Origin of the sequence: Pandoraea sp. LA3, assembly GCF_022696215.1 — a bacterium.
Classification (GTDB): Bacteria; Pseudomonadota; Gammaproteobacteria; order Burkholderiales; family Burkholderiaceae; genus Pandoraea; species Pandoraea capi.
This window is the reverse complement of sequence record NZ_PTPY01000031.1, coordinates 310,031-333,033: the sequence shown is the minus strand read 5'-3', so window position 1 is coordinate 333,033 and position 23,003 is coordinate 310,031. Positions and strand designations below refer to the sequence as shown.

5 protein-coding genes are annotated in these 23,003 nt (G+C 66.9%); all 5 read left to right on the top strand.

Translation table 11 applies throughout. The features are described from left to right. The first annotated feature begins 241 nt into the window (after window positions 1-241). The 5 genes from C5N93_RS13545 (at window position 242) to fhuB (ending at window position 22,851) form a co-directional block, all read left to right on the top strand. Window positions 242-2,410 carry a TonB-dependent siderophore receptor gene (locus tag C5N93_RS13545; protein WP_242559658.1) on the top strand — a complete coding sequence of 723 codons (2,169 nt, stop codon included), beginning with the start codon at window positions 242-244 and terminating at the stop codon, window positions 2,408-2,410. 107 nt (window positions 2,411-2,517) lie between these two features. Further along, window positions 2,518-16,257, top strand: coding sequence for a non-ribosomal peptide synthetase (locus C5N93_RS13540; RefSeq protein WP_242559657.1), 13,740 nt, complete (start codon window positions 2,518-2,520; stop codon window positions 16,255-16,257). After that, entirely contained in the window at window positions 16,254-19,865 is a 3,612-nt protein-coding gene (locus tag C5N93_RS13535; RefSeq protein WP_242559656.1) for a penicillin acylase family protein, read from the top strand. The genes C5N93_RS13540 and C5N93_RS13535 overlap by 4 nt, the downstream gene beginning before the upstream one ends. A 63-nt stretch (window positions 19,866-19,928) precedes the next feature. Beyond that, complete coding sequence (locus C5N93_RS13530) at window positions 19,929-20,849, top strand: ABC transporter substrate-binding protein (protein ID WP_242559655.1); 921 nt, start codon at window positions 19,929-19,931, stop codon at window positions 20,847-20,849. Beyond that, entirely contained in the window at window positions 20,842-22,851 is a 2,010-nt protein-coding gene (gene fhuB / locus C5N93_RS13525) for a Fe(3+)-hydroxamate ABC transporter permease FhuB (protein WP_242559654.1), read from the top strand. The genes C5N93_RS13530 and fhuB overlap by 8 nt, the downstream gene beginning before the upstream one ends. The last annotated feature ends 152 nt before the right edge of the window (window positions 22,852-23,003 follow it).

Genomic DNA, 23,003 nt, shown 5'->3' with positions numbered 1-23,003 from the left:
CGCTTAGTTGTCATCACCGATTCGTCAATTTAATTGTTAATGGTAATGAGAACGGTTATTATTTCCAAGATTTTCTTCCGATTCATACATCGGGCGTATCTCCGAATCCCGATGCAGCATGCGCCGCTGAGAGCGCGCCACTACACGTCATAGGGGAAGGTTGCACATGAAGTCGATTCACGGGCGGGGCCGGTCAACAAGGAGGGGCGTACTCACACCGAGTCGCATGAGTCTGGCGGTCATGCTGCTGGTCCTTTGGCAGGCCGCCGCAGCGCAGGCACAGTCGCAGACTGCACAGAACAATGCCGGCGGTGACGCCACGTCATCTCCGGCGACCGGTACACCCGCCGCATCGCTACCCGCGACGAATGTCGAAGACCGCCGTGATCCGGTGGCCGACGCACTCAATCCGGCCACGACGGTCGGCTCGAAGATCCCGATGACGGCGCGCGAGATCCCGCAGAGCGTGTCGGTGATCACGCAGGAACAGATCAGGGAACAGAACTTCCAGACGCTCAAGGATGCGATGCAGTACGCACCGGGCATCACGACGCTGCAAAGCGATTCGGACCGTGTGCAGTACTACGCGCGGGGCTTCCCGATCACGTCGTTCCTCGTGGACGGCACACCGTCCTTCGTGAACAGCAGTATTTCGGTGACGGCTGACACCTTCCAGCCGAGCCTCGCGATCTACGATCGTGTGGAGGTGCTGACCGGCCCGAGCGGGCTGCTCAACGGTTTCGGCGCACCGGGCGGTGCCGTGAACCTCGTGCGCAAGCACGCGCAGAAAGAGTTCGAAGCGAGCGCAACGCTCTCGGGCGGCACGCGCGGCAACAGCGGCGCGACCCTCGACGTGGGCGGTCCGCTCAACCCGTCGGGCTCGTTGCGCGGTCGCGCAGTCATGTCGTACACCGGCGCCAATGGCGTGCAGGACACTACGAACACGCGTAACAAGGTGCTGTACGGCACGCTGGAAGCCGATCTGACGTCCACGACGCTGCTGCGCGTGGGGGCGAGCTACAGCGAGTACACCTCCAACGAGCCGTGGATCTGGGGCATCTACACCAACGGCACGTACGGTGACCTGCCACGCGGCCATTACTACGGCGCGGGCTGGAACCGGGACACGTTCCGCACGACGGACCTGTTCGCCGAACTGCACCAGAAGCTGGGTGGCGGCTGGACGGCCAAGGCCGTGCTCGATTACGTCTACTCGCGCTCGACCACGCTGCAAGCCAGCCAGTTCAACGCCTGGGACCCGGCGACGTACACGGGCGATATCAGCGCAACGAACAACGTGGTGAGCGAAGGCAAGACGAACATCGACGTGTCGGCAACGGGCCCGTTCACGCTGTTCGGCCGCACGCATCAGGCGACCATCGGCGCGAACTACATGCGCATGGTCGAACACCAGTCGCAGTATTACGGCGACCCGAGCAATCTGTTCAGCGTGACGAACGTCAACTTGCTGGACATTCTGTATCCGATGCCGGTGTTCCCGGGCACGCCGGACACGACCAGCCGTAACAACACGTACGCCAAGCAGTATGGTTTTTATGGTCAGACGCGTCTCTCGCTGCTCGATCAGCTGACCCTGATTCTCGGCGGGCGCGTGAGCTGGTATCAGTCGCGCTTCGCCGTCGATCCGACGTACAACGTCTTCGGCATGACCGGCAATTCGCTGGGCAACGCCGGTAAGTTCACGGGCTACGCCGGGCTGGTGTACGACCTGAACAAGACGTGGTCGGTCTACACGAGCTACACGAGCATCTTCCAGCCGCAGGACAACCTGCTGACGACCTCCGGCACGCTGATCAAGCCGATCACGGGCGATCAGTACGAGGCGGGGATCAAGGGCGAGTTCATGGACGGCCGTTTCACGACGGCGTTCGCGGTGTACCAGATCAACCAGAAGAATCGCGCCATGGTCGATCCGAACGATCCGACCTCGTCGCACTACATCGGACTGGGCAAGGCGCGCACGCGCGGTTTCGAACTGTCGGGGACCGGGGAACTGACGCCGGGCTGGAAGTTGTTCGGCAGCTACACGTACAACAACAGCCAGTTGGAAGATTCGAACAGCTTCGACACGATCGCGTCGCCGTTCTCGTCGATCTCGCCGCACAACATCTTCAAGCTCTGGACCAGCTATCGCCTGCCGGGCATGTTGCATGGCCTCACGCTGGGCGGTGGCGTCACGGCGGTGAGCGAGACGTCGGCCTCGCGTAACGGCTATACCGCCACGCAGGGCTTCTACGCGGTGGTCGATGCGTCGATCAGCTACGCCTTCACGAAGAAGACGTCGCTGTCGCTCAACGCCAACAACCTGTTCGATCGCGACTACTTTGCCGCGGCTTACGCACGCGGACAGCCGCGCACCGTGATGTTGACGTTGCGCACGGCCTACTGATCGGTTCGATCTGGGCGCTTGCATGACCTCTGGCGCGCGCCATCGTGCGCCAGATTGCTTTTCCGGCCCGGGCAAGTGCACGGGCCGTTTCATCGGAGGATGCTGGTATGGCCATGGACGATCTCGACCCCGCGCTGCTGGAACTGCTGATGAGCGACATGCAGGCGTCGTCGGGAGCGAGAGGCGATGCCGGTGGCGACGACGCGCAGGCAACGCCGCACGTCGAGGCGACGGCCGCCTTGCAGGGCGCCGTGCCGCTGTCGTTTGCGCAACGCCGTCTCTGGATGGCGCAGCAATTCGCACCGCACGACGATGCCTACCACATCTCCCGCGTGTTCCGTCTGCAAGGCGCCGATATCGACGCGAACGCCATCGAGCAGGCGATTCGCACGGTCATTGCCCGGCATGACGTACTGAGGACGTGTTTTTCCCTGCATGACGGCGAGCCATCGCAAACGGTACTGTCCGAAGTGCCGTTCGCCATGACACGCCTCGACTGGCGCGAACTGCCGGTCGCCGATATCGACGCACGCGTGGCCGCGCTGGCGGCGCAGAGCGCCCGAATCCCGTTCGATCCGGCCACCGCGCCCATGCTGCGCGTGACGTGGATCGCCTTGCCCGAGCAGCAGTACGTGCTGGCCGTCACCATGCATCACCTGATCTCGGACGCCGCGTCGAACGACGTGTGGGCGCGCGAGTTCGCGCAGGCCTATCTCGCGGGGGTGCAAGGCGCCGACCCGGCGCTCACGCTGCCCTCGCTTGCGATTCAGTACGCCGACTATGCCCAACGCCAACACGCGGGGCTCGTCAGCGGAAGATGGCAGGCGGCGCTCGACGGCTGGCAACGGGATCTGGCTGACGAATACGGCCCGTTGCAACTCCCTGCGCCGCTGGCGCGCGAGGCCGGGGTGCGGCGCGGTGTATTGCGTCACGAACTGGATGCCTCCCGACATGCGGCACTGAGTGTGTGGTGTCGGCAGGCGGGCGTGACGCCGTTCGTGGCGCTGCTCGGTCTTTGGCAACTGACCTTGCGTCGCTACCACGGCGACGGCGATTTCCTGGTCGGCGTGCCCGTCGACGGGCGTCACGTTCCGGGGACGCCGGACCTGATCGGCTGCTTCGTCGGCACGCAGGTCTACCGGGCGCATCACCGTCCCGCGCAAACGTTGCGCGCCGTCGTCGAGGCGGTGAATCGGGCGCGCATTGCCAATCTCGACCGGCTCGACGTGCCGTTCGAACTGGCGCTCGATGCCGCCCGGCGCAATGGCGGCAGCCTCTTCCAGACGATGTTCAACTTCAGCCAGTCGGACGCGGCGCCGCAGTTGCGCGTCGGCGACGTGCGGGTGGACGTGCTCACGCTGTCCAACGACACGCCCCAGTTCGATCTGACTTTAGCGGTCGACTGGCATAGCCTCGGCGCGGATCTCGACCTCGAATACGACCGCGAGCGCGTCGATGGCACGCTCGCGCACGCCCTGATCGACGATTTCGTGGCGTGGCTCGATGCATTGGTGAGCACGCCGGATCGTGCCACGGGCGCCATCGCGCTCGCGCCGCGCACGTCGGCCCATCTGCCGGCGGATTGCCTGCCCGGCGAGACGACGGCCGACGTCCACGATGCACGGCTCGATCCCGTGCCGGTGCGCATCGCGTCGCGCGCGGCGCTCGATCCGTCGCGTGTCGCCGTCGTTTGCGGCGATGCGGGCGTGACGTATGGCGAACTGATGCGCCGCGCGGACTCGCTGGCGCAGCGTCTCATCGACGACGGCGCCGGTCCCGACATGTGCATCGGCGTGGCGCTGGAGCGCTCCGTCGACATGGTCGTCGCCGTGCTTGCCGTGCTGCGCTCGGGTGCGGCGTATGTGCCGCTTGACCCCGAATATCCGGCCGAGCGTCTGGCCTATATCGTGGCGGATGCCGGTTTGCAGCGCATCGTCACGTGTGCGGAAGTCGCCGCGCGACTCGGGTTTGGCGCAGACATCCGGACGTTCGACGTGCTACCCGACGATGGTCAGCGGGTGGTGCCGACGTTGCGCGTGGACGTGCATCCGGAGCATCTGGCCTATGTGATCTACACATCGGGCTCAACCGGGAGACCGAAGGGCGTGATGGTGCGCCATGCGGCGCTGTCGAGCTTTATTGCGAGTCTGGGCGAGCGTCCCGGGCTTGGCGCCGACGACCGCTGGGTCGCAGTGACGTCGCTCTCGTTCGACATCGCGGCGCTGGAGCTGTATCTGCCGCTCGTGACGGGCGCGCAACTGATCGTCGCCGACAAGGACACCACACGTGATGGCGCAGCGCTTGCGCGATTGCTGACGCAAACACAGGCCACGGTGCTTCAGGCGACCCCGGCGACCTGGCGCATGTTGCTCGACCTTGAAGCGCATGAGACGCAGGCGGCGCTTCGCGGGTTGAAGGGCCTTTGCGGGGGAGAGGCGTTGCCGCCGGATCTGGCGCAGTCGCTGCTGGCAAACGGCGTGGTGCTCTGGAACATGTACGGGCCGACCGAGACCACGATCTGGTCGCTCGTCGCACGCGTGGACGGTCAAAAGACCACGCTCGGCGCCCCCATCCGTGCCACGCAGGCATGGGTGCTCGATACCCGCCTCGAAGAGACGCCCGTCGGTGTGCCCGGCGAGCTGTATCTGGGCGGCGAAGGGCTGGCGCGCGGTTACTGGCAGCGTGCTTCGCTCACCGCCGAGCGCTTCGTTCCGCATCCGTTCGCGGCAGACGGTGCGCGTCTATATCGCACAGGCGATCTCGTACGACGCCGAGCCGATGGCGATATCGAGTTCATCGGACGTATCGACCAGCAGGTCAAGATTCGCGGTTTCCGCATCGAACTCGGGGAAATCGAGGCGGGACTCTCTGCATGCGACGGGGTGCGCGAGGCGGTAGTCACGGCACACACCGGACCGGGTGGCGCACGTCTCGTCGGTTATGTGACGGCTTCGCCGGGCGCATCGCTGGACGAGGCGGCGCTTCGCCGTGCCATCGGCCGTACGCTGCCCGATTACATGGTGCCGGGCCGCGTGATCGTGCTGCCCGCGATGCCGCTCACGCCCAACGGCAAGATCGACCGGCGTGCGCTGCCGGTCCCGCAGCAAGGCGACACCGTCTACGAAGCCCCGCAGGGCGAAGTGGAAATCGCGCTCGCCGAGGCATGGCGTTCGGCGCTGCGCCTGGATGAGGGCGCGCGCGTTGGTCGCGACGACAACTTCTACGCGCTCGGCGGTGACTCGATCCTGACGCTGCGGGGCGTGGCACATGCCGCGCGGGCGGGCGTCGCCTCCACGCCGCGCCAATGGTTTGAAGCGGCAACGCTGCGTGCGCTGGCCGAAGCGGTCGCGCGAGACGACAAGCCGCAAAGTCGCCCCGAAGTCCTCGTTCGCAAGGGGGCGGAACTGCGTGCCGCAGCGTCGCATGCGCAGCAACGCCAGTGGTTCCTCTGGTCGTTGCAGCCGGAGAGTTCGGCGTATCACATCACCGGGGCGATGCGCCTGAGAGGCGCGCTGGACGTCGACGCCGTGCGTCGTGCCTTTGCTGCAATGGTCGCCCGGCACGAAGTGCTTCGCACGACGTTCAGCGATACCGTCGTCGATAACGATACCGACGGCGAACTGCAACAGATCGTGCATGCCGACCTGCCGTTCTCGTGGCAGTGGGTGGACGTCGCATCGGAAGACGAGGCTCACGCGCGCGCGCAGGAATTCAACGACACGCCGTTCGACCTGCGCGCCGGACCGCTGTTGCGCGTGGCTTTGCTGGCGTTGCCCGCCGACGCGGCGTCAGTGCAGGAACGGGCGGAAGGAGAAGCTTCGGCACGGGCCTCGCATCACCATATCCTGCTCGTCGCGATGCATCACATCGTGGCGGACGGATGGTCCATCGACATTGTGCTGCGCGAGTTCGTCGCGGGCTATCAAGCGGCGCTCACCGGACAAACCGCAGCGCTTGCGCCGTTGTCGTTGCAATACGCGGACATTGCGCAATGGCAACGTGACCGGCTGGCGGCCGGCGAGCGGCAGCGGCAACTCGACTGGTGGCGCGCGACGCTGGGCGACGGCGAGGCAGCGCCCGTGTTGCTGCTGCCGTCGGATCATCCGCGCGAACCGTTGGCGCAGTACACGGAAGCCGCCGTTCCGTTCTCGCTGTCCCCGGCATTGACGGGCGGGATTCGCGCGCTTGCCGCCGCGCATCGCGCCACGCCCTTCATGATCGTGCTGGCGGCGTTCCAGTGGCTGCTCTCGCGCCACAGCGGTTTGCGCGATGTGCGGGTGGGCGTGCCGATTGCCGGACGCGAGTTACCCGAGAGCGCTCCGCTCATCGGTCTGTTCATGAACACGCAGGTGATGCGCGCACAGCTCGATGCGTCGCAGACCGTGGCGCAACTGCTGGACCGGACTCGCACGCGGGTGCTGGCGGCGGCCGCCCATCAGGCGTTGCCGTTCGAGGCGCTCGTGGAGACCATGGCACCGGAGCGCAGCCTGACGCATACGCCGTTGTTCCAGGTGTTGCTCAACTACCAGCGCGATGACGCCAGTCCCGTGCAGGCGCTCGATGGGCTGCATGTGGAGCGCTACTTGCCACGCGAGCGTGCGGCGCAGTTCGAATTGACGCTGAGTGCGAACGAACTGGCGTCTGGCGGTATCACCGGCAGCTTCGATTACGCCCGCGAGTTGTTTGCGCCAGAGACGATGGCACGGATGTGCGAGCAGTTCGTGGTGCTGCTCACGGCGTTTGTCGCGACGCCGGATTCGCCGCTGGGGGAACTGACGCTGCACACGCCGCAGGGGCATGCGCACTTGTTGGCGCACGGGCGGACCGCGCAGGCCGCCGCCCCGTTCCTGCCGGTGCACTGCCAGTTCGAGGTGAACGTTGTGCAGGACCCCGAGGCGCTGGCGTTGCGCCACGATGGCGTGTCGCTCACGCGCGCCATGCTCGATCGGCGAGCGAACCGTCTGGCGCATCGACTGATCGCGTTGGGGGTGACGCCCGACACGCGTGTGGGCGTGGCGTTGTCGCGATCGATCGACATGATCGTCGGGATTCTGGCTGTCCTCAAGGCGGGGGGCGCTTACGTGCCGCTCGATCCGGACTATCCGCCGCAGCGGCTCGCCGACATGCTCGATGACTGCGGTGCGACGCTGGTTCTCGGTCATGAAGCAAGCGCTCACGTGGCATTGCCTGACGGCGTGCTTCGCGTCGATATCGATGCCTCGCATGACACGGCCGATGGCTTCGACGCGCTCGACAGCGCCCCACAGGTGGCGCTGTTGCCGGGGCATCTCGCTTACGTGATCTACACGTCGGGGTCGACGGGCAAGCCCAAGGGCGTGGCGGTCAGCCATGGCGGGCTTGCGGCGCATGCGCGCGTGTGGGCATCGCTGTGCGGGCTGACCTGCGACGACCGTGTGTTGCAGTTCTCGACCATGAACTTCGACGGCTTCGTCGAACAGCTTTTCCCGGCGCTTCACGTCGGCGCGGCCGTGGTGCTGCGTGGACCGCAACTGTGGAGCGCGGACGAGTTCGTGGCGAACGTCGCGAGAGACGGCGTGACGGTCGTCGACTTGCCTACGGCGTACTGGAACGTGCTGGTACAGACGCTCGACGGTACGCCGACGCAGAAAGCACCGCTCGCGGGTGTCCGGCAACTGCATGTGGGCGGTGAAGCGATGTCGGCGCAAGGGTGGCGTCGCTGGCGCGAGCACGCCAACCTCGGCCATATCCGCTTGCTCAATACCTACGGTCCTACGGAGGCGGTCGTCACCGCGTCTGCATGGACCGCTTCCGATGCGCAAACCGATGCCGCGGCGAGTGTGCCGATCGGGCGGGCGCTCGAAGGTCGTCAACTGTACGTCGTCACGCCTGACATGACGCTGGCGCCGCAGGGCGCTGTCGGTGAGTTGCTCATCGGTGGCGACCTGCTCGCGCGTGGCTATCTGGACCGGGCCGCGCAGACGGCAGAACGCTTCGTGCCCGATCCTTTCGGGGCCCCGGGCAGCCGTGCGTATCGCACCGGCGATCTGGTGCGTTGGCGTGCCGACGGCGAGCTGGAATACCTCGGTCGCGTCGACTTTCAGGTCAAGATCCGGGGCTTCCGGGTCGAACTCGGTGAAATCGAAGCTGCGTTGCTCGCCCAGCCGGGCGTGCGCGAAGCCGTGGTGAGTGCGTTCGACAGCGACGCGGGCACGCGACTGGCGGCTTACGTCACAGGGCAGCCGGCGTGTCAGCCGGATGCGATCGCGTTGCGCGCTGCGCTTGAAGCGTCGCTCCCGGCGCCGCTCGTGCCGTCGGCCATCGTCGTGCTGGATGCGCTGCCCATGACGCCGAGCGGCAAGCTCGACCGCCGTGCGCTGCCGGCACCGTCCTTCGGGCAAAGCGAATACGAAGCGCCTGACGGTGATCGCGAAATCGCGCTGGCAGAGGTTTGGGCGGACGTGCTCGGCCTCGCACGTGTCGGGCGCAACGACAATTTCTTCTCGCTCGGTGGCGACTCGATTCTGGTACTGAAGGTGGTCGCGCGGGCTGCCGCACGAGGCATCTCGCTTACGCCCCGTCAGTTGTTCGTGCATCGGTCGCTGGCGGCGCTGGCTGCCGCCTCGATGCAGGCGAGCGGGCCGATGACGGCGCCGATTCCCCGAAGCCTCCGTTCGCGTCAGGCATTGCCCATGTCGCATGCGCAACGGCGACTGTGGTTCCTGTGGCATCTGCAACCGGAGAGCAGCGCTTACCACGTGGCGGGCGGCATCGGCTTGCGCGGCGCGCTGGACGAGCAAGCCGTGCGTCACGCGTTCGCACGGATCGTGGCGCGGCACGAAGTGCTTCGCACGACCTTCGAGATTCCGGCGGGTGAGACCGAGGCGGTGCAGGTCGTGCACGACGCGCCGGACTTCGACTGGCAGGCATTCGATGTGTCCGCCGACGAGGCGCCCGCCCGTGCGCAGGCGTTCGCCGATGCACCGTTCGATTTGCAGCGCGGACCGCTGCTGCGTGTCGGCGTGATGCGGCTGGGCGGGCAGGGGACGCAGGCACAGCCGGACCATGTGTTGCTCATCGCCATGCATCACATCGTCGCCGACGGCTGGTCCGTGGGCGTGCTGCTCGACGAGTTCGTGGCGGCCTACACGGCGCAGGTCGGCGCGGTGGGCGCAGCGTCTGTCCCGACACGCGCCGAACTGCCGATTCAATACGGCGACTACGCCGCATGGCAGCGCGAGACGTTCGACGGTGCGGAGCGTGACCGGCAACTCTCGTATTGGCGTTCGCTGCTCGGCGAAGGCGCTGATGCGCATCCCGTGCTCGATCTGCCGCACGATCATCCGCGTCACCCGGTCGGGGTGTACAAGGCGGGCCGTCACCCGTTCAAGCTGGACGACGCGACGGTCGTGTCGGTGCGCAACGCGGCTCGTCGCCATGGCGTGACGCCTTATGTCGTGCTGCTGTCGGCCTTCCAGGCATTGCTGCATCGATGGTGCATGCAGCGTGAAATTCGCGTTGGCGTGCCTGTGTCGGGCCGTGACCATCCCGAACTCGGCAACCTGATCGGCGTGTTCATCAATACGCTCGTCATGCGTGCGGACTTCCCCGAGCGTCTGCGTGCGGCGACGCTGATGCGTAGCGTCGCCGAGCGCACGCAGGCGGCGATGGATCATCAGACGTTGCCGTTCGACACGCTTGTCGACGCGTTGTCCCCGACACGCAGTGTGAGCCACACGCCGCTCTTCCAGGTCATGTTCAATCATCAGCGCGAGGACTACCGCGTGCTGCGCGATCTTCCGGGGCTCGCGACGCGTCATTTCGACACCGGCGGCGAAGCCGCGCAGTTCGAGCTGACGCTCAACGTCGGCGAAGCGTCCGACGGTGCGATTGCCGGGAGTTTCACCTATGCGCGCGAATTGTTCGAAGCCTCGACGATGGCGCGCCTGTCGCGCCAGTACGAGACGCTGCTCACTGCACTGTGCGCCTCGGACGACGCGATCATCGACGACATTCCTCTCGTCGATGCGCACGCCGCGGCACAACTCGACGCCTGGGGCGTTGCGACGGAAGACTTTTCGGCTGACGCGCCGGTGCACGTCCGTGTGACCGCGCAGGCGCGACTGACCCCCGACGCGATGGCCGTGCGCGCCGATGACGATTGCCTGACCTACGCCGAACTGGAGCGCCGCAGCAATCGATTGGCGCACGCGCTGATCGCGCAGGGTGTCGGTGCGGACGTGCCCGTGGCCATCGCAATGGAGCGAGGCGCAGGCATGCTCGTGGCGCTGCTCGGTGTGCTCAAGGCGGGCGGTTGCTACGTGCCGCTCGACCCGGCGTATCCGGCGCAGCGTCTGCAATACATGCTGGAACACAGCGGCGTGACGCGCCTCATCACGCAGTCGTCGCTTCAGGCCACGTTGCCGTTGCCCGCAGGGTCGACGTGTCTGCTACTGGATCGTTTCGACGTCGGGGTCTCGGGGCGCGATCCCGGCGGCCTCGACGAGGCACCGAACGTGCCCGTCGGCCCGGAACACCTGGCTTACGTGATCTACACCTCCGGCTCGACCGGCAAGCCCAAGGGCGTGATGGTGCGCCACGGCGGCCTGTCGAACTTCCTTTCGGGGCTCGCCCGGCGTCCGGGACTGGCGGCGAGCGATCGATGGGTTGCCGTCACGTCGTTGTCGTTCGACATTGCCGCGCTGGAACTCTTCTTGCCGCTCACGCTGGGCGCGCAGGTGATCGTGGCCTCGCGAGACACGGCGCGCGACGGCTTCGCGCTGGCGGAATTGCTGCGCACGAGCGAGGCGACCGTCCTGCAATCGACACCCGCCACGTGGCGCATGCTGCTGGCGTCCGGGCAACCGTGGCCGGCGTTGCGGGCACTGTGCGGCGGTGAAGCGCTGCCGCCGGATCTGGCCGACGCGCTGCGCGCGCGCGGCTGTGAACTCTGGAACCTGTACGGGCCGACCGAGACGACGATCTGGTCGATGTTGGGGCGCGTCGTCGGCAAGCCGGTGCTGGGGCAGGTCATCGCGGGCACGCAGGCCCGCGTGCTGGACACCCGGCTTGCGCCGGTGCCGCCGGGCGTGGCCGGGGAGTTGTACCTCGGGGGCAGCGGTCTGGCGCGCGGTTACTTCGGGCGTGCCGACCTGAGCGCCGAGCGCTTCGTTCCCGATCCGTTCTCGTCGCAAGGTCAGCGCCTGTACCGCACGGGCGATCTGGCCCGGTGGAAACACGACGGTACGCTCGAATTCCTTGGTCGTACGGACCATCAGGTCAAGATTCGCGGACACCGGATCGAACTCGGCGAGATCGAGGCCCGGCTGGCGGGGTCGACGGGTGTCGGCGCCGCTGTCGTGGTGGCCCATGAGGGGGCATCCGGCACGCAACTGGTGGGGTATGTCAGCCCGGTCAGTCCGGCCGATGCCCCTGACGCGGATGCGCTGCGCAGCGAACTGGCCACGCAGTTGCCCGACTACATGGTCCCGGCGGTCATCCTTGTGTTGCCTGCGCTGCCGCTCACACCGAACGGCAAGATCGACCGTAAGGCGTTGCCGGCCCCGGACGTTGCCCCGCGACACTTCGTTGCGCCTGAAGCGGGCGACGAAGCGATGCTCGCCGAGGTCTGGCGTGACGTGCTGGGTGTCGAGTCCGTCAGCCGGGACGACAATTTCTTCGCGCTGGGCGGGCATTCGTTGCAGGCGATGCAGATCGTCTCGCAGTTGGCGACGAAGCACGGCAAGGCGCTCGCCTTGCGCGACGTGTTCGCCGCGGCCACGCTGTCGGCGCTTGCACAGTGCATGGTGTCGAACGCGCCGCAGCACGCCAGCGTTATCGCACCGATTCCCCGGCGTGAGGACGCGCGTCGCGCACGGCTCACGCACGGTCAGGCGCGCCTCTGGTTCCTCTGGCAGATGGACCCGACGAGCGCCGCGTATCACATGACGGGCGCATTCCGCCTCGACGGACAACTCGATCCGCAAGCATTGCAGCTCGCGGTGGCCGATGTCGTGGCCCGACACGAGGTGCTGCATAGCCGCTTTGCGTCCATCGACGACACGCCGTGGCAGATGATCGACGCCCCCGACGCGTTTGGTTGGTCGGTCGAGGATGTCGAGGATAGGGACGGCGACGACAAGGGCGCAGCCTTGCAGGCACGTCTGCGTTCGTTGTCGTCTGCGCCGATCGATCTCGTGCACGGCCCGATCCTGCGCGTGACGCTATTGCGGGTCAGCCCGACGTCGCACGTCCTGCACTTCGCGACGCATCACATCGTGGCCGACGAATGGTCGGTCGGCGTGCTTGCCCACGATTTCGGAACGGCCTACACGGCACGGCTGGCGGGCGACGCCCCGGCGTTCGCACCGCTCAAGGCCGATTACGGAGACTTCGCCGAATGGCACCGCGAATGGCTCGACGAGGCGCGTGAAGCGTCGCAACTGGCCTACTGGCACGCCCGACTCGGCGACGAGCATCCGGTGCTGGAATTGCCTGTCGCCCGCAAGCGCACCGGGCTGCGCGCGGATCTCGGTGCGCGGATTACCGCCGAGCTGCCCGACGCCACTAGCCACGGCGTGCGCGCACTTGCCCGTCGTTACGGCACGACGCCGTTCACCGTCCTGCTCAGCGCCTGGCAACTCACGCTGTCCCGATATGCCGCGCAGAAGGACGTTCGCGTGGGCGTGCCGGTCGCCGGTCGCGTGCATCCGTCCACGGACGATCTCGTCGGCTTCTTTGTCAATACGCTTGTCATCCGCGCGGAGTTTGATGGTTTGCAGACGCTCGGCGACCTGCTGGCGCACACCCGCGAGCGCATGATCGAAGCCCAGGCGAATCAGGATGTGCCGTTCGCCCGCGTCGTCGATGCGCTGAAGGTGCCGCGCAGCCTGAGCCACACGCCGCTGTTCCAGGTGATGTTCAACTACGGCGTGCGGCCGGACAAGCCGACGGCACTCCCTGGCGTGCAGTTTGGACTGTTGGCCAGCGAGGCCGCCACCGCGCGGTTCGACCTCGTACTCAACGTGTTCGACGACGACGCGTTCGGGCTGTCGCTGACGTACGCCTGCGATATCTTCGAGCGCGATGCCATCGAAGCGATGCTTGCCCGCTACCGCCAGGTGATCGATCGTCTGGTGCGCGATGAAGCGATGGCCGCGCCGCCCGACGTGGCGCTTGGGGACGTTCGCCTCGTCGACGCTCCGGCCGACGTCAATGCGGTGCCGGGCAGCGGCAGCGCGACGACCAAGCCGTGGCAGCCGGTGGCACAGACGCTGATCGCATCGGCCCGGACGCATGGCGTCCAGCGCGCGGTGCACTGCGAAGGCGATCAACTGACGTACGCCGAACTCGACGCATGGTCGGGGCGTGTTGCGGCAGCGCTCAGGGCGTCAGGGGTGCGGCCGGAGGAGCGAGTGGGTCTCTGTCTGCGCCGTTCCGTCGCACTGGTCCCCGCACTGATCGGCGTGTTGCGTGCCGGTGCGGCGTTCGTGCCGCTCGATCCCGAGTATCCGGCCGATCGCCTGGCCTACATGATGGAAGATGCTGGCGTGACGCGTCTGTTGACCGACGCCACGACGTGTGAGGCGCTGACGGGATTGTTCGCGCAACGCGAGGCCATCGACATCGACATGCTTCGCCCGGCGGCTGAGGGGCAAGCGGCCGGGACCACCAGCGACGCGCCTGCCGATGCCGATGTTCATGGCGACCAACTCGCCTACGTCATCTACACCTCCGGTTCGACGGGCCGCCCGAAGGGCGTCGCGGTGAGCCATCGTAGTCTCGCGCTGCATCTGAACGACTTCATCGCGACGTATGGCATCTCGGCGTCCGATCGGCAGTTGCAGTCGTCGACGATCAACTTCGACGTGGCGCTGCACGAAATGCTGCCGTCGCTCATGCAGGGCGGCAGCATCGAAATGCGGGGTGCGAAGGCGTGGGATCTGGCGACGACCAACCGTCAACTGGTCGCGGAGCAGGTGACGTTCGCGCGGATTCCGACCGCGTACTGGCAACAATGGCTGCACGAGCCGCCGGAACCGGCGTCGCTCGCGCTGCGGCAGATCACGGTCGGCGGCGAAGGCTTGCCCGGCGACGCCTTGCGGCAATGGCGCAGCGGGCCGCTCGCTCACATTCGTCTGGACAATCTCTATGGGCCGACGGAGACCACCGTCGCCTGCATGTATCGTCCGACGCAGGACGCCGATTGCGCCCAGCCCATCGTGTCCATCGGCGGGCCGTATCCGTCGCGTGACGTCTATGTGTGCGACGACGCTGGCAATGTCTTGCCGGTCGGGGCGCTTGGCGAACTGTGCATCGGCGGCGAAACGCTGGCGCGCGGCTACCTTGGCCGCGCAGCCCTGACGGCGGAGAAGTTCGTGCCCGATCCGCACCGCAATGACGGCGGTCGCATGTACCGATCCGGCGACCTTTGCCGCAAGCGCCCGGACGGCACCATCGACTTCCTCGGTCGGATGGACCAGCAGGTCAAGCTGCGCGGCTTCCGTATCGAATTGGGCGAAGTCGAATCGGCGTTGCGAAGCGTTCCCGGTGTGCGTGAGGCGGTGGCCGAGCTGCGCGGGCAGGGCGACGACCGACAACTCGTCGGTTACGTCACGGGCGACGCGACGCTGATCGACGCCAGCCACCTTCGCGATGCGTTGCAGACACGCTTGCCCGCGTTCATGATCCCGGGCGCCTTCGTGCAGCTCGATGCGCTGCCGCTCATGCCCAATGGCAAGCTCAACCGTGCGGCGTTGCCCGAGCCGTCCGCGCCGACGCCGGGAGACGCCGCGCAGGGGCCTGCGACACGGACCGAAGCGCTGCTGTTCGACATCTGGCGCGACACGCTGGGTCGCGATGGCTTCGGCCGTCATGACAATTTCTTTGCCATCGGCGGCGATTCGCTCGCGGCGCTCAGGGTGGCGGCGCGTGCCCAGCGCAGCGGCGTGACGCATTTCTCGCTGGAAGGCCTGTTCTCGCATCCGACGGTGGCCGGTCTGGCGACATGGCTGGACGAGGCGTCGCAGGGGCGTCCGGCCAACATCATCACGCTTGGCGGGGCCACGGCGGCACGGCAACTGTTTGCGATCCATCCCGGCTACGGTCTTGTTGGCGAGTACCGTGCACTGGCGAGTGCGTTGGAGGATGTGGCGCAGGTTCATGGCGTGCAGTCGCCGATGTACACGGATGGTGACTGGGCGCCGACGTCGCTCGACGCGATGGCTCGCGACTATGCGGCGGCGATCCGTCGTGTTCAGCCGCGAGGGCCTTATCGCCTGCTGGGCTGGTCGAGCGGCGCGGCAATGGCCCGTCATGTCGCCGGGGTGCTCGTGGCAGACGGCGACGTCGTCGACTTCCTCGGCAGCGTGGATGGTGCCGCGCCCGAGCGTGCCGCACCGGATGACGGGACCCGCGACGGTGCGCCGGATATTGCGCAGGCGATGGCCGTTTCCGACGCGGAAATCGACCTTCTGCAAGCCGCGATGCAGGCCGATGCCGGGCGCTGGCAGGGGGTGATCCCCGAGGGCGACGACGGGCGGCAGTGGCTTGCGACCGCGCTGCGTATCGGCAAGCACTTCGACGCCGTGTCGTCCAACGCGGGCGACGCGGACCTGTTGCCGGTGTCGATGCACCTGTGGCTGGCCCGTCGCGACGGCGATACGACCGTGGCACTCGATGCCATTGCCGCGACCCGGGCATGGCGTGCGCATGCGGGCAGTGTCGCGGTCGAGAGCTTCGACACGGATCACACCGGCATCGTGCGTCATCCGGATTTCATGGCGGCGCTGCATCGTGCCCTCAGCGCGCTGCGCGAACCGGATGATATCGCTGGCGCCGAAGACACCCGGCAGGGTGACGACTCATGACACTTCGTATTTCACGTACCGTGAACCCTCGTAAATTCCTCACCCTCTCAGTGTCCGGCGCCTTGTGTCTGGCGATACTCGGCGCTTGTGCGACGGATGCGTCGCACTCGCCCGGCAGCGCCAGCGAGGACAGCGCGCAGTCCTATCGCGCCCGAATCGAACGGACCGCCGACGGCGTGCCGCATGTGGTCGCCAACGACTGGGGCAGCCTCGGCTGGGGCGCCGCGTACGTGCAGGCGCAGGACGATCTGTGCACCATGGCGCAGGCGTTTGTCACGTACCGTGGCGAGCGCTCGCGCTACTTCGGCGCGCAGGGCCAGCAGCCGACGGCCAGCACGCTCGGCGAACTGGACAATCTCGATTCCGACTTTTTCTTCCGCTTCGTCGCTGACGACGCTCGGCTGCAAGCCTATCGTGACGCCCAGACGCCGCAGTTTCGTGCGTTGGTCGACGGGTTCGCTGCCGGTTACAACCGCTACCTGAACGACTGGCAACGCGGCGGGGCGAGCGGTGTCGATCCGGTGCATGCCGCGTGCCGTAACGCACCGTGGGTGACGACGATCTCGCCGGAAGACGTCTATCGGCGTCTTTTCGCAGCGAACCTTGCCGGGGGCATGGCCCGCTTCGCCGGACGTGTCGTGAGCGCAAAACCGCCCGGTGCTTCGCCCGCGACATCGCAATCACAGGGCGGTGCGGCGTCGACAGACAAGCTTGCGTTGCGCACCGGCGCATTCGACGTGGGCGGCGGGCGGGGCATCGGCAGCAACGCACTGGCGTTCGGTGCACAAGGCAGCGCTCGCGGGGCTTCCGGTCAAGGCGGCACGTCGGTGTTGCTCGGCAATCCGCACTGGTTTCTCGAAGGACCTGACCGCTTCTATCAGATGCGCCTGACGTTACCCGGCCAGCTCGACGTCAGTGGTGTGTCGTTCCTCGGCGTGCCGGTCGTCATGATCGGCTTCAACCACAATGTCGCGTGGACGCACACCGTGTCGGCGGCGCGCCGATTCGGTCTGTTTCAGTTGTCCCTCGCGCCCGAAAGCGATACCACGTATCTGGTCGACGGCAAGCCGGTGGCCATGACGCCCATCGTCGTTACGGTGCCCGTGCGCGAGAGCGACGGCACGGTGCGCCCGCATACCCGCACGCTGTATCGCACGGCGCTGGGGCCGGTCGTGAATCTCGCGTCGCTCTCGCCCGCGTTGCAATGGCGTGCCACGGCACCGGGCAAGCCGGGGCAGGCGTTCGTGATCCGGGACATCAACGCCGACAACTACCGGGTCTTCGCGAACTTCCTCGCGTGGGGCCGCGCATCGTCACTGGATGAATTCGTCGGCATCGCGCGCCGCGAGGCGGCGACCCCCTGGGTGAACACGGTCGCGATCGGTCGCGACGATCCGCGCGTGTGGTTCGGCGACGTGGGCGCCATGCCCAACGTGCCGGACTCGCTGGCCGCCCGATGCACGCCGCCGCTGGGCAAGGCACTCGCCTCGCAGGTGCCGGGCGTGCCCTTCCTCGACGGCTCACGCTCGACGTGCGACTGGCAAACCAGTCCCGGCGCGGCACAGGCCGGCGCGTTGCCCGCCGATGCCATGCCGCAGATGTTCCGCAACGATTACGTCGCGAACATGAACAACACGCACTGGATCGTCAATCCGGCGCAACCGCTCACCGGCTTCGCCGCGGTGACGGGGCAGGAGCGCACGGAGATGGGGTTGCGGCCGCGTCTGGGCTTTCGCATTGCCGAGCAGCGCATGCAGGGCAGCGACGGCCTCGGTGCGCCGGGCGCGAGCGTCGACACGGTCGCGCGCGCGGCGCTCGATGCCAGAGCGATGTCCGCATTGCTGTTCAAGTCGCAGGCACTGGCGAGCGCCTGTCGTGCCGACGGCCGTCGGCAGATCGTGACGGTCGAGCCTTCCGGCGACCCGCAGGGCAATCAGCCGGGCAAGACGGCCGCGCCGCGCGACGTCGACATAGCACCGGCATGCGCGGTGTTGAAGAAATGGGACGACAAGGGCGGACCCTTCGCGCAGGGGGCGGTGCTGTGGAACGCCTGGTGGGCACAGATCAAGGCGGTGCCGGAAGACAAGCGCTTTGCCGTGCCGTTCGATCCGCAACGTCCGCTGGACACGCCTGCGACGCTGAAGCTCGACGGCAAGACGCTCGCCAATGGGCTCGGTGTCGCCGTGCTGCGCCTGCGTGAAGGTGGATTTACGCCGGACGTCGAAACGGGCTCGGCCATGTACGCCACGCGTAATGGCGTCAGAATCCCGTGGTTCGGCGGATGCGACGACGAAGGCTACTTCACCTCGGGTTGCAATAGCGACGCCCGCATCGAGGACGGCGCATTGAAGATCGACGCCCACGCGTTCTCGAACAGCTACATGCAGATCGTGACGTTCGGGGCGAACGGCGGCCCCGTCGACGCACGTACGCTCATGGCCGGTTCGCAGGCCGACGATCCGGCGTCGCCGCATTTTGCCGACGGCACGCTGCGCTACAGCAAGCAGGCATGGGTGGCGCGTCCGCTCGATGCCGTCACCTCGGCAACGTCAGCGAAGCCGGATAGTGGCGGCGCATGGCTCGACAGCGAACATCCGACGCCGTTCGTGCTGTCCGATGTCGGCGCTTCGGCGACGCTCCCGGCACGGTGGCAGGCGTTGGCGTCACAAGGCATTCCGGCACGCGAAGCCAGCGAACTGCTGGGGACGTCCGAGGCGGCGCTCGTGGCTTCGGAGCTGGGCAGCGTGATCGTGCCGCTGCGCATGGGGCGCGAGGCCTTCCCGGCGATGCTTGCCAACCTTCACCGGTTGGGAGGTATCGAGGTGATGGTGCGAACAGAGCAGGGCATCGGCGAAAAAATCGTGCGGTCGTCCAAACCGCTCTTCGATGCGAACGGCCACACGACTCCGGCGCTGGGAATGACACTGGACGTTTCGCGCTGGCAGTCCGCGTATGCGGTCACCCGGTACTACGGCCCGAAGCGCGAACCGTATCGCCAGTTGCAGTTCTTCGACGCACAGGGTCGGAATATCGCTAAGATGACGGTCCTGGACTCGAAACCGGCGGCGCACGTGATGGACTACGATGCATTTGTCGCGTCTTATCGCGCTGGGCCGCAGGACATCGCTTCGATAAAGGGGGCGACGCCCAAGCCCGTGGCTGCGCAGGTGCCGGTAACGCAAGGCCCCTGTGCGCTGGCTAGCGATGACGGTCGCCGTGCCCGCATGGCGCTGGCCGACGCATTGGACGCCGCCCGAACGAACGGCTGGCCGGTGCGCCTTGGCGTGAACAACGGCGCAGCGTCGCTGGCGCAGGACGGGCGCATCGAGAAGATCGAGAATATCGGCGGCGGATGGCTCAGCGTGCAGATCCGTCACTTCACCCTGCATGTGCGGGCATCCGGTATCGCCGCGCAGTGCGCCGACATCAGTGCGCAGGACGAAGCGAACCGTAAGTCGGAAGACATCACGTGGTTCGACAGCTTTGGTGCGCCGGTCGTCTCTCTGGCGCTCGCGCCGCAAGCTACCGCGCAACAACGTGAGCGCTGGCTCGCGATGTGGCAAAAGGGCGATGCGCCGGCGCTGGCGGTGTCGCGCCGATCTCCCTGACGACCTTACCGCTCGCGTGCGCCGACACCGGCGACGCGCGGGCGAGAACCCTCGGAAAGTTGCATGAAACGTCGTAGTTTTTGTGCCGGTGCCGCCGCCATGCTGGCGGGGGCCGGTTCTCTGGTCCAGGCGGCCGGACGCCCGCCGACGGGGTCCGCGCTGCGCATTCTTGCGCCCGATCGCGGCGCGGTGTCGTCGCTGCTCGCCCTCGGCGTCGAACCCATTGCCGGTGCCGATCGCGCTTTCTACGACTCGATGGGCGCTGAGCCTCGCATGCCGCCGGGCATGAATATCGTCAACAGCGGCGACCCCATCGAGCCGAATCTCGAACTGATGATCGAGCTGGGCATCAACTGGTGCGTGACCGTCACCACGCCGCAAATTGCCCGTGAGCGCATGAGCGTGGTCGCCCCGGTCACCCATCTGGATATCTTCACCGGCCAGATCGGCGCGCTCGACCGGGCGGCCGACGGTCTGCGCACGCTGGCGCGCCTGACCGGTCGTGAAGCGCAGGCCGCTGCCTATATCGGGCAGGTCGAAGCACGCATGGCCGAGGTCGCCCACACGCTCGCGCAAAGCGGCCGTCCCCCGCAACGTCAGACGTATCTCGTCACACTCAACGACGGCGGACGCTCCATGGTCGCGTATGGCTGCAACAGCATCATGTGGGACGTCATGACGCGTGTGGGGCTTCGCAATGCCTGGACGCGCAGCACCAACGAGTATGGATTCAGCGTCGGCGGCGTGGAATTGCTGGCCGAAGCGCCGGATGCCGACATCGTGGTCGTCGACTTCGGTGCATCGACGACGGCCGCGCTGCGTCAGCTCGCCGTCAGCCCATTCTGGAACCGGCTCGCTTCCGTCCGTGCGGGGCGTGTCTACCGGATTCCGCTCATCGATCTTTTCAATTCGTATCCTTCTGCCATGACGCTGCTGAGCGGGCTCGACGGACTCGTTCGCCGTGAGGATTTTCGCCATGTCTAGCGCGGTCATTCCGACGCCGATGCCGCCGCGCGAGACGTCGCCGTTGTCGTTCGTTCTCCTCCTGTTCGTGCTGGCGCTCGGACTCACGTGGCTCAATCTGCACAATGCGCTGCCTGCCACGGGCTGGCGCGGCCTGCTGCCCGCCGCCGATCCCGACGACATGAAGCGCGTGGTGATCGAGTATTCGTTTGCGCCGCGTCTGGCGGTCTCGCTGCTGGCGGGCGTGGCGTTGTCGCTGGCGGGCGGGCTGTTTCAGCATGTCCTGCGCAATCCGCTCGCCGAACCCACGACGCTGGGCGTGGCCGCCGGTGCCAATCTGGCGATGACGCTCACGACACTGTGGATGCCGTCGCTGCTCATCGAGCATCGCGACGCTGTCGCACTCGGCGGTGCCGTCGCCGCATTCACGTTGGTGTTCGTCATCGCGTGGGCGCACTCGCTCTCGCCGCTGGTGCTGATTCTGTGCGGGCTGGTCGTCACGCTTTGCGCGGGGTCCATCGGCTCGGTCCTGTCGTTGTTCTTCCACGAAGGATTGCTCGGTGTGTTCGTCTGGCAATCCGGCGCGCTCAACCAGAATAGCTGGACGATCGCGCAGCAGTTGCTGCCACGCATTGCGCTAGGTGCGGTGGCGACGGCGTTGCTGGTGCGCCCGCTCACGGTCATGTCCGTGGGGGACGAGGCCTCGCGTGCCCTCGGGGTATCGCTGCGCGGGTTGCGTCTGTGCGCGCTTTTCGTCGGCACATTGTTGTGCGCGTGGATCGTCAGCGCACTGGGCGTGATCGGCTTCGTGGGACTGGCCGGGCCTGCGCTCGCGCGTCTGGTCGGCGCGCGCACGCTCGGCCGGCGCCTGACCTGGGGCGCGATCATTGGCGCATTGCTGCTGTGGCTGGCGGATCAACTGGTGCAGTGGCTCGGTCAGTGGATTCCGGAGATTCCCACGGGGATCGCGACGGCGCTGCTCGGGGCGCCCCTGCTGCTGTGGCTGCTGCCCCAGTTGCACGACAGCGCGCATGTGCATCGACCCGAAGGGCCGATCGTGCAGCGCGAGCCGCGCAATCTCTGGGTCGTGGTCATCGGTGCGCTCGTCGTGCTCGTCGCCATGACGGTGGCTGCCGTGCTCGTCTCGCAAGGGCTGTCGGGATGGCGGGTGGATACGTTTGCATCGCTTGGCCAATTGACGTCGCTGCGGGTGCCGCGTGTGGTCGGTGCGCTGGCGGCGGGGGCCATGCTCTCGGTCGCAGGCATTCTGATTCAGCGTCTGACGGCCAATCCGATGGCGAGTCCGGAAGTGCTGGGGATCTCGTCGGGCGCGTCGCTCGGATTGATCGTGCTGCTGTTCGCGGTGAATTCGCCGTCGCAGACCATGCAGCTTGCGGCCGCCTCGGCCGGGTCGTTTCTCGCGCTCGGCGCGATGTTCCTGCTCGCGCGCCGTAGCGGCTTCTCGCCGGAGCGCCTGATTCTCACCGGCATCGGTATCAGCACCGTGTTCAGCGGCCTCGCGTCGTTGATGATGGCCAGCGGCGACCCGCGCATGGCCATGCTGCTGGCGTGGATGGCGGGGTCAACCTACGGGGTCGGGGTGACGCAGGCGAGCGTGGCGTTGATGATCGCGGTGGTGCTGTTGCCGCTGGTGCTCTTCGCCGCACGTGCGCTCGACATCCTGCCGCTGGGCGAGGCCGTCGCCCGGTCGGTCGGCGTGAACGTCGGACGTGCCCGCTTCGGGCTGCTGCTCGCCGCCGCCGTGCTCAGCGCTGCGGCCACGCTCATCATCGGCCCGATTTCGTTCGTCGGCCTGATGGGGCCGCACATCGCACGAATGCTGGGCCTGCAACGCCCGGTGTCGCAGATTTTCGGCGGTGCCTTCGTGGGCGCGGCCATGCTGGTGCTGGCGGACTGGATCGGGCGCAATGCGCTATTCCCCGACCAGATGCCGGCGGGGCTGCTGGCGACGTTCGTCGGCGGCCCGTATTTCCTGATGCTGATCTGGCGCGATCGGACCTGACATGACCTGACAGGCCGGAGCGACAGCGATGACACAACACACAGCAAGACCGAGTGACACGATGATGGAAGACACAGAATTCGCCGCCACGCCTTCGGCGGCGGCCGGAACCGGGACTGATCCGCACGCAGCGCATGCCGCCCACGATGTGC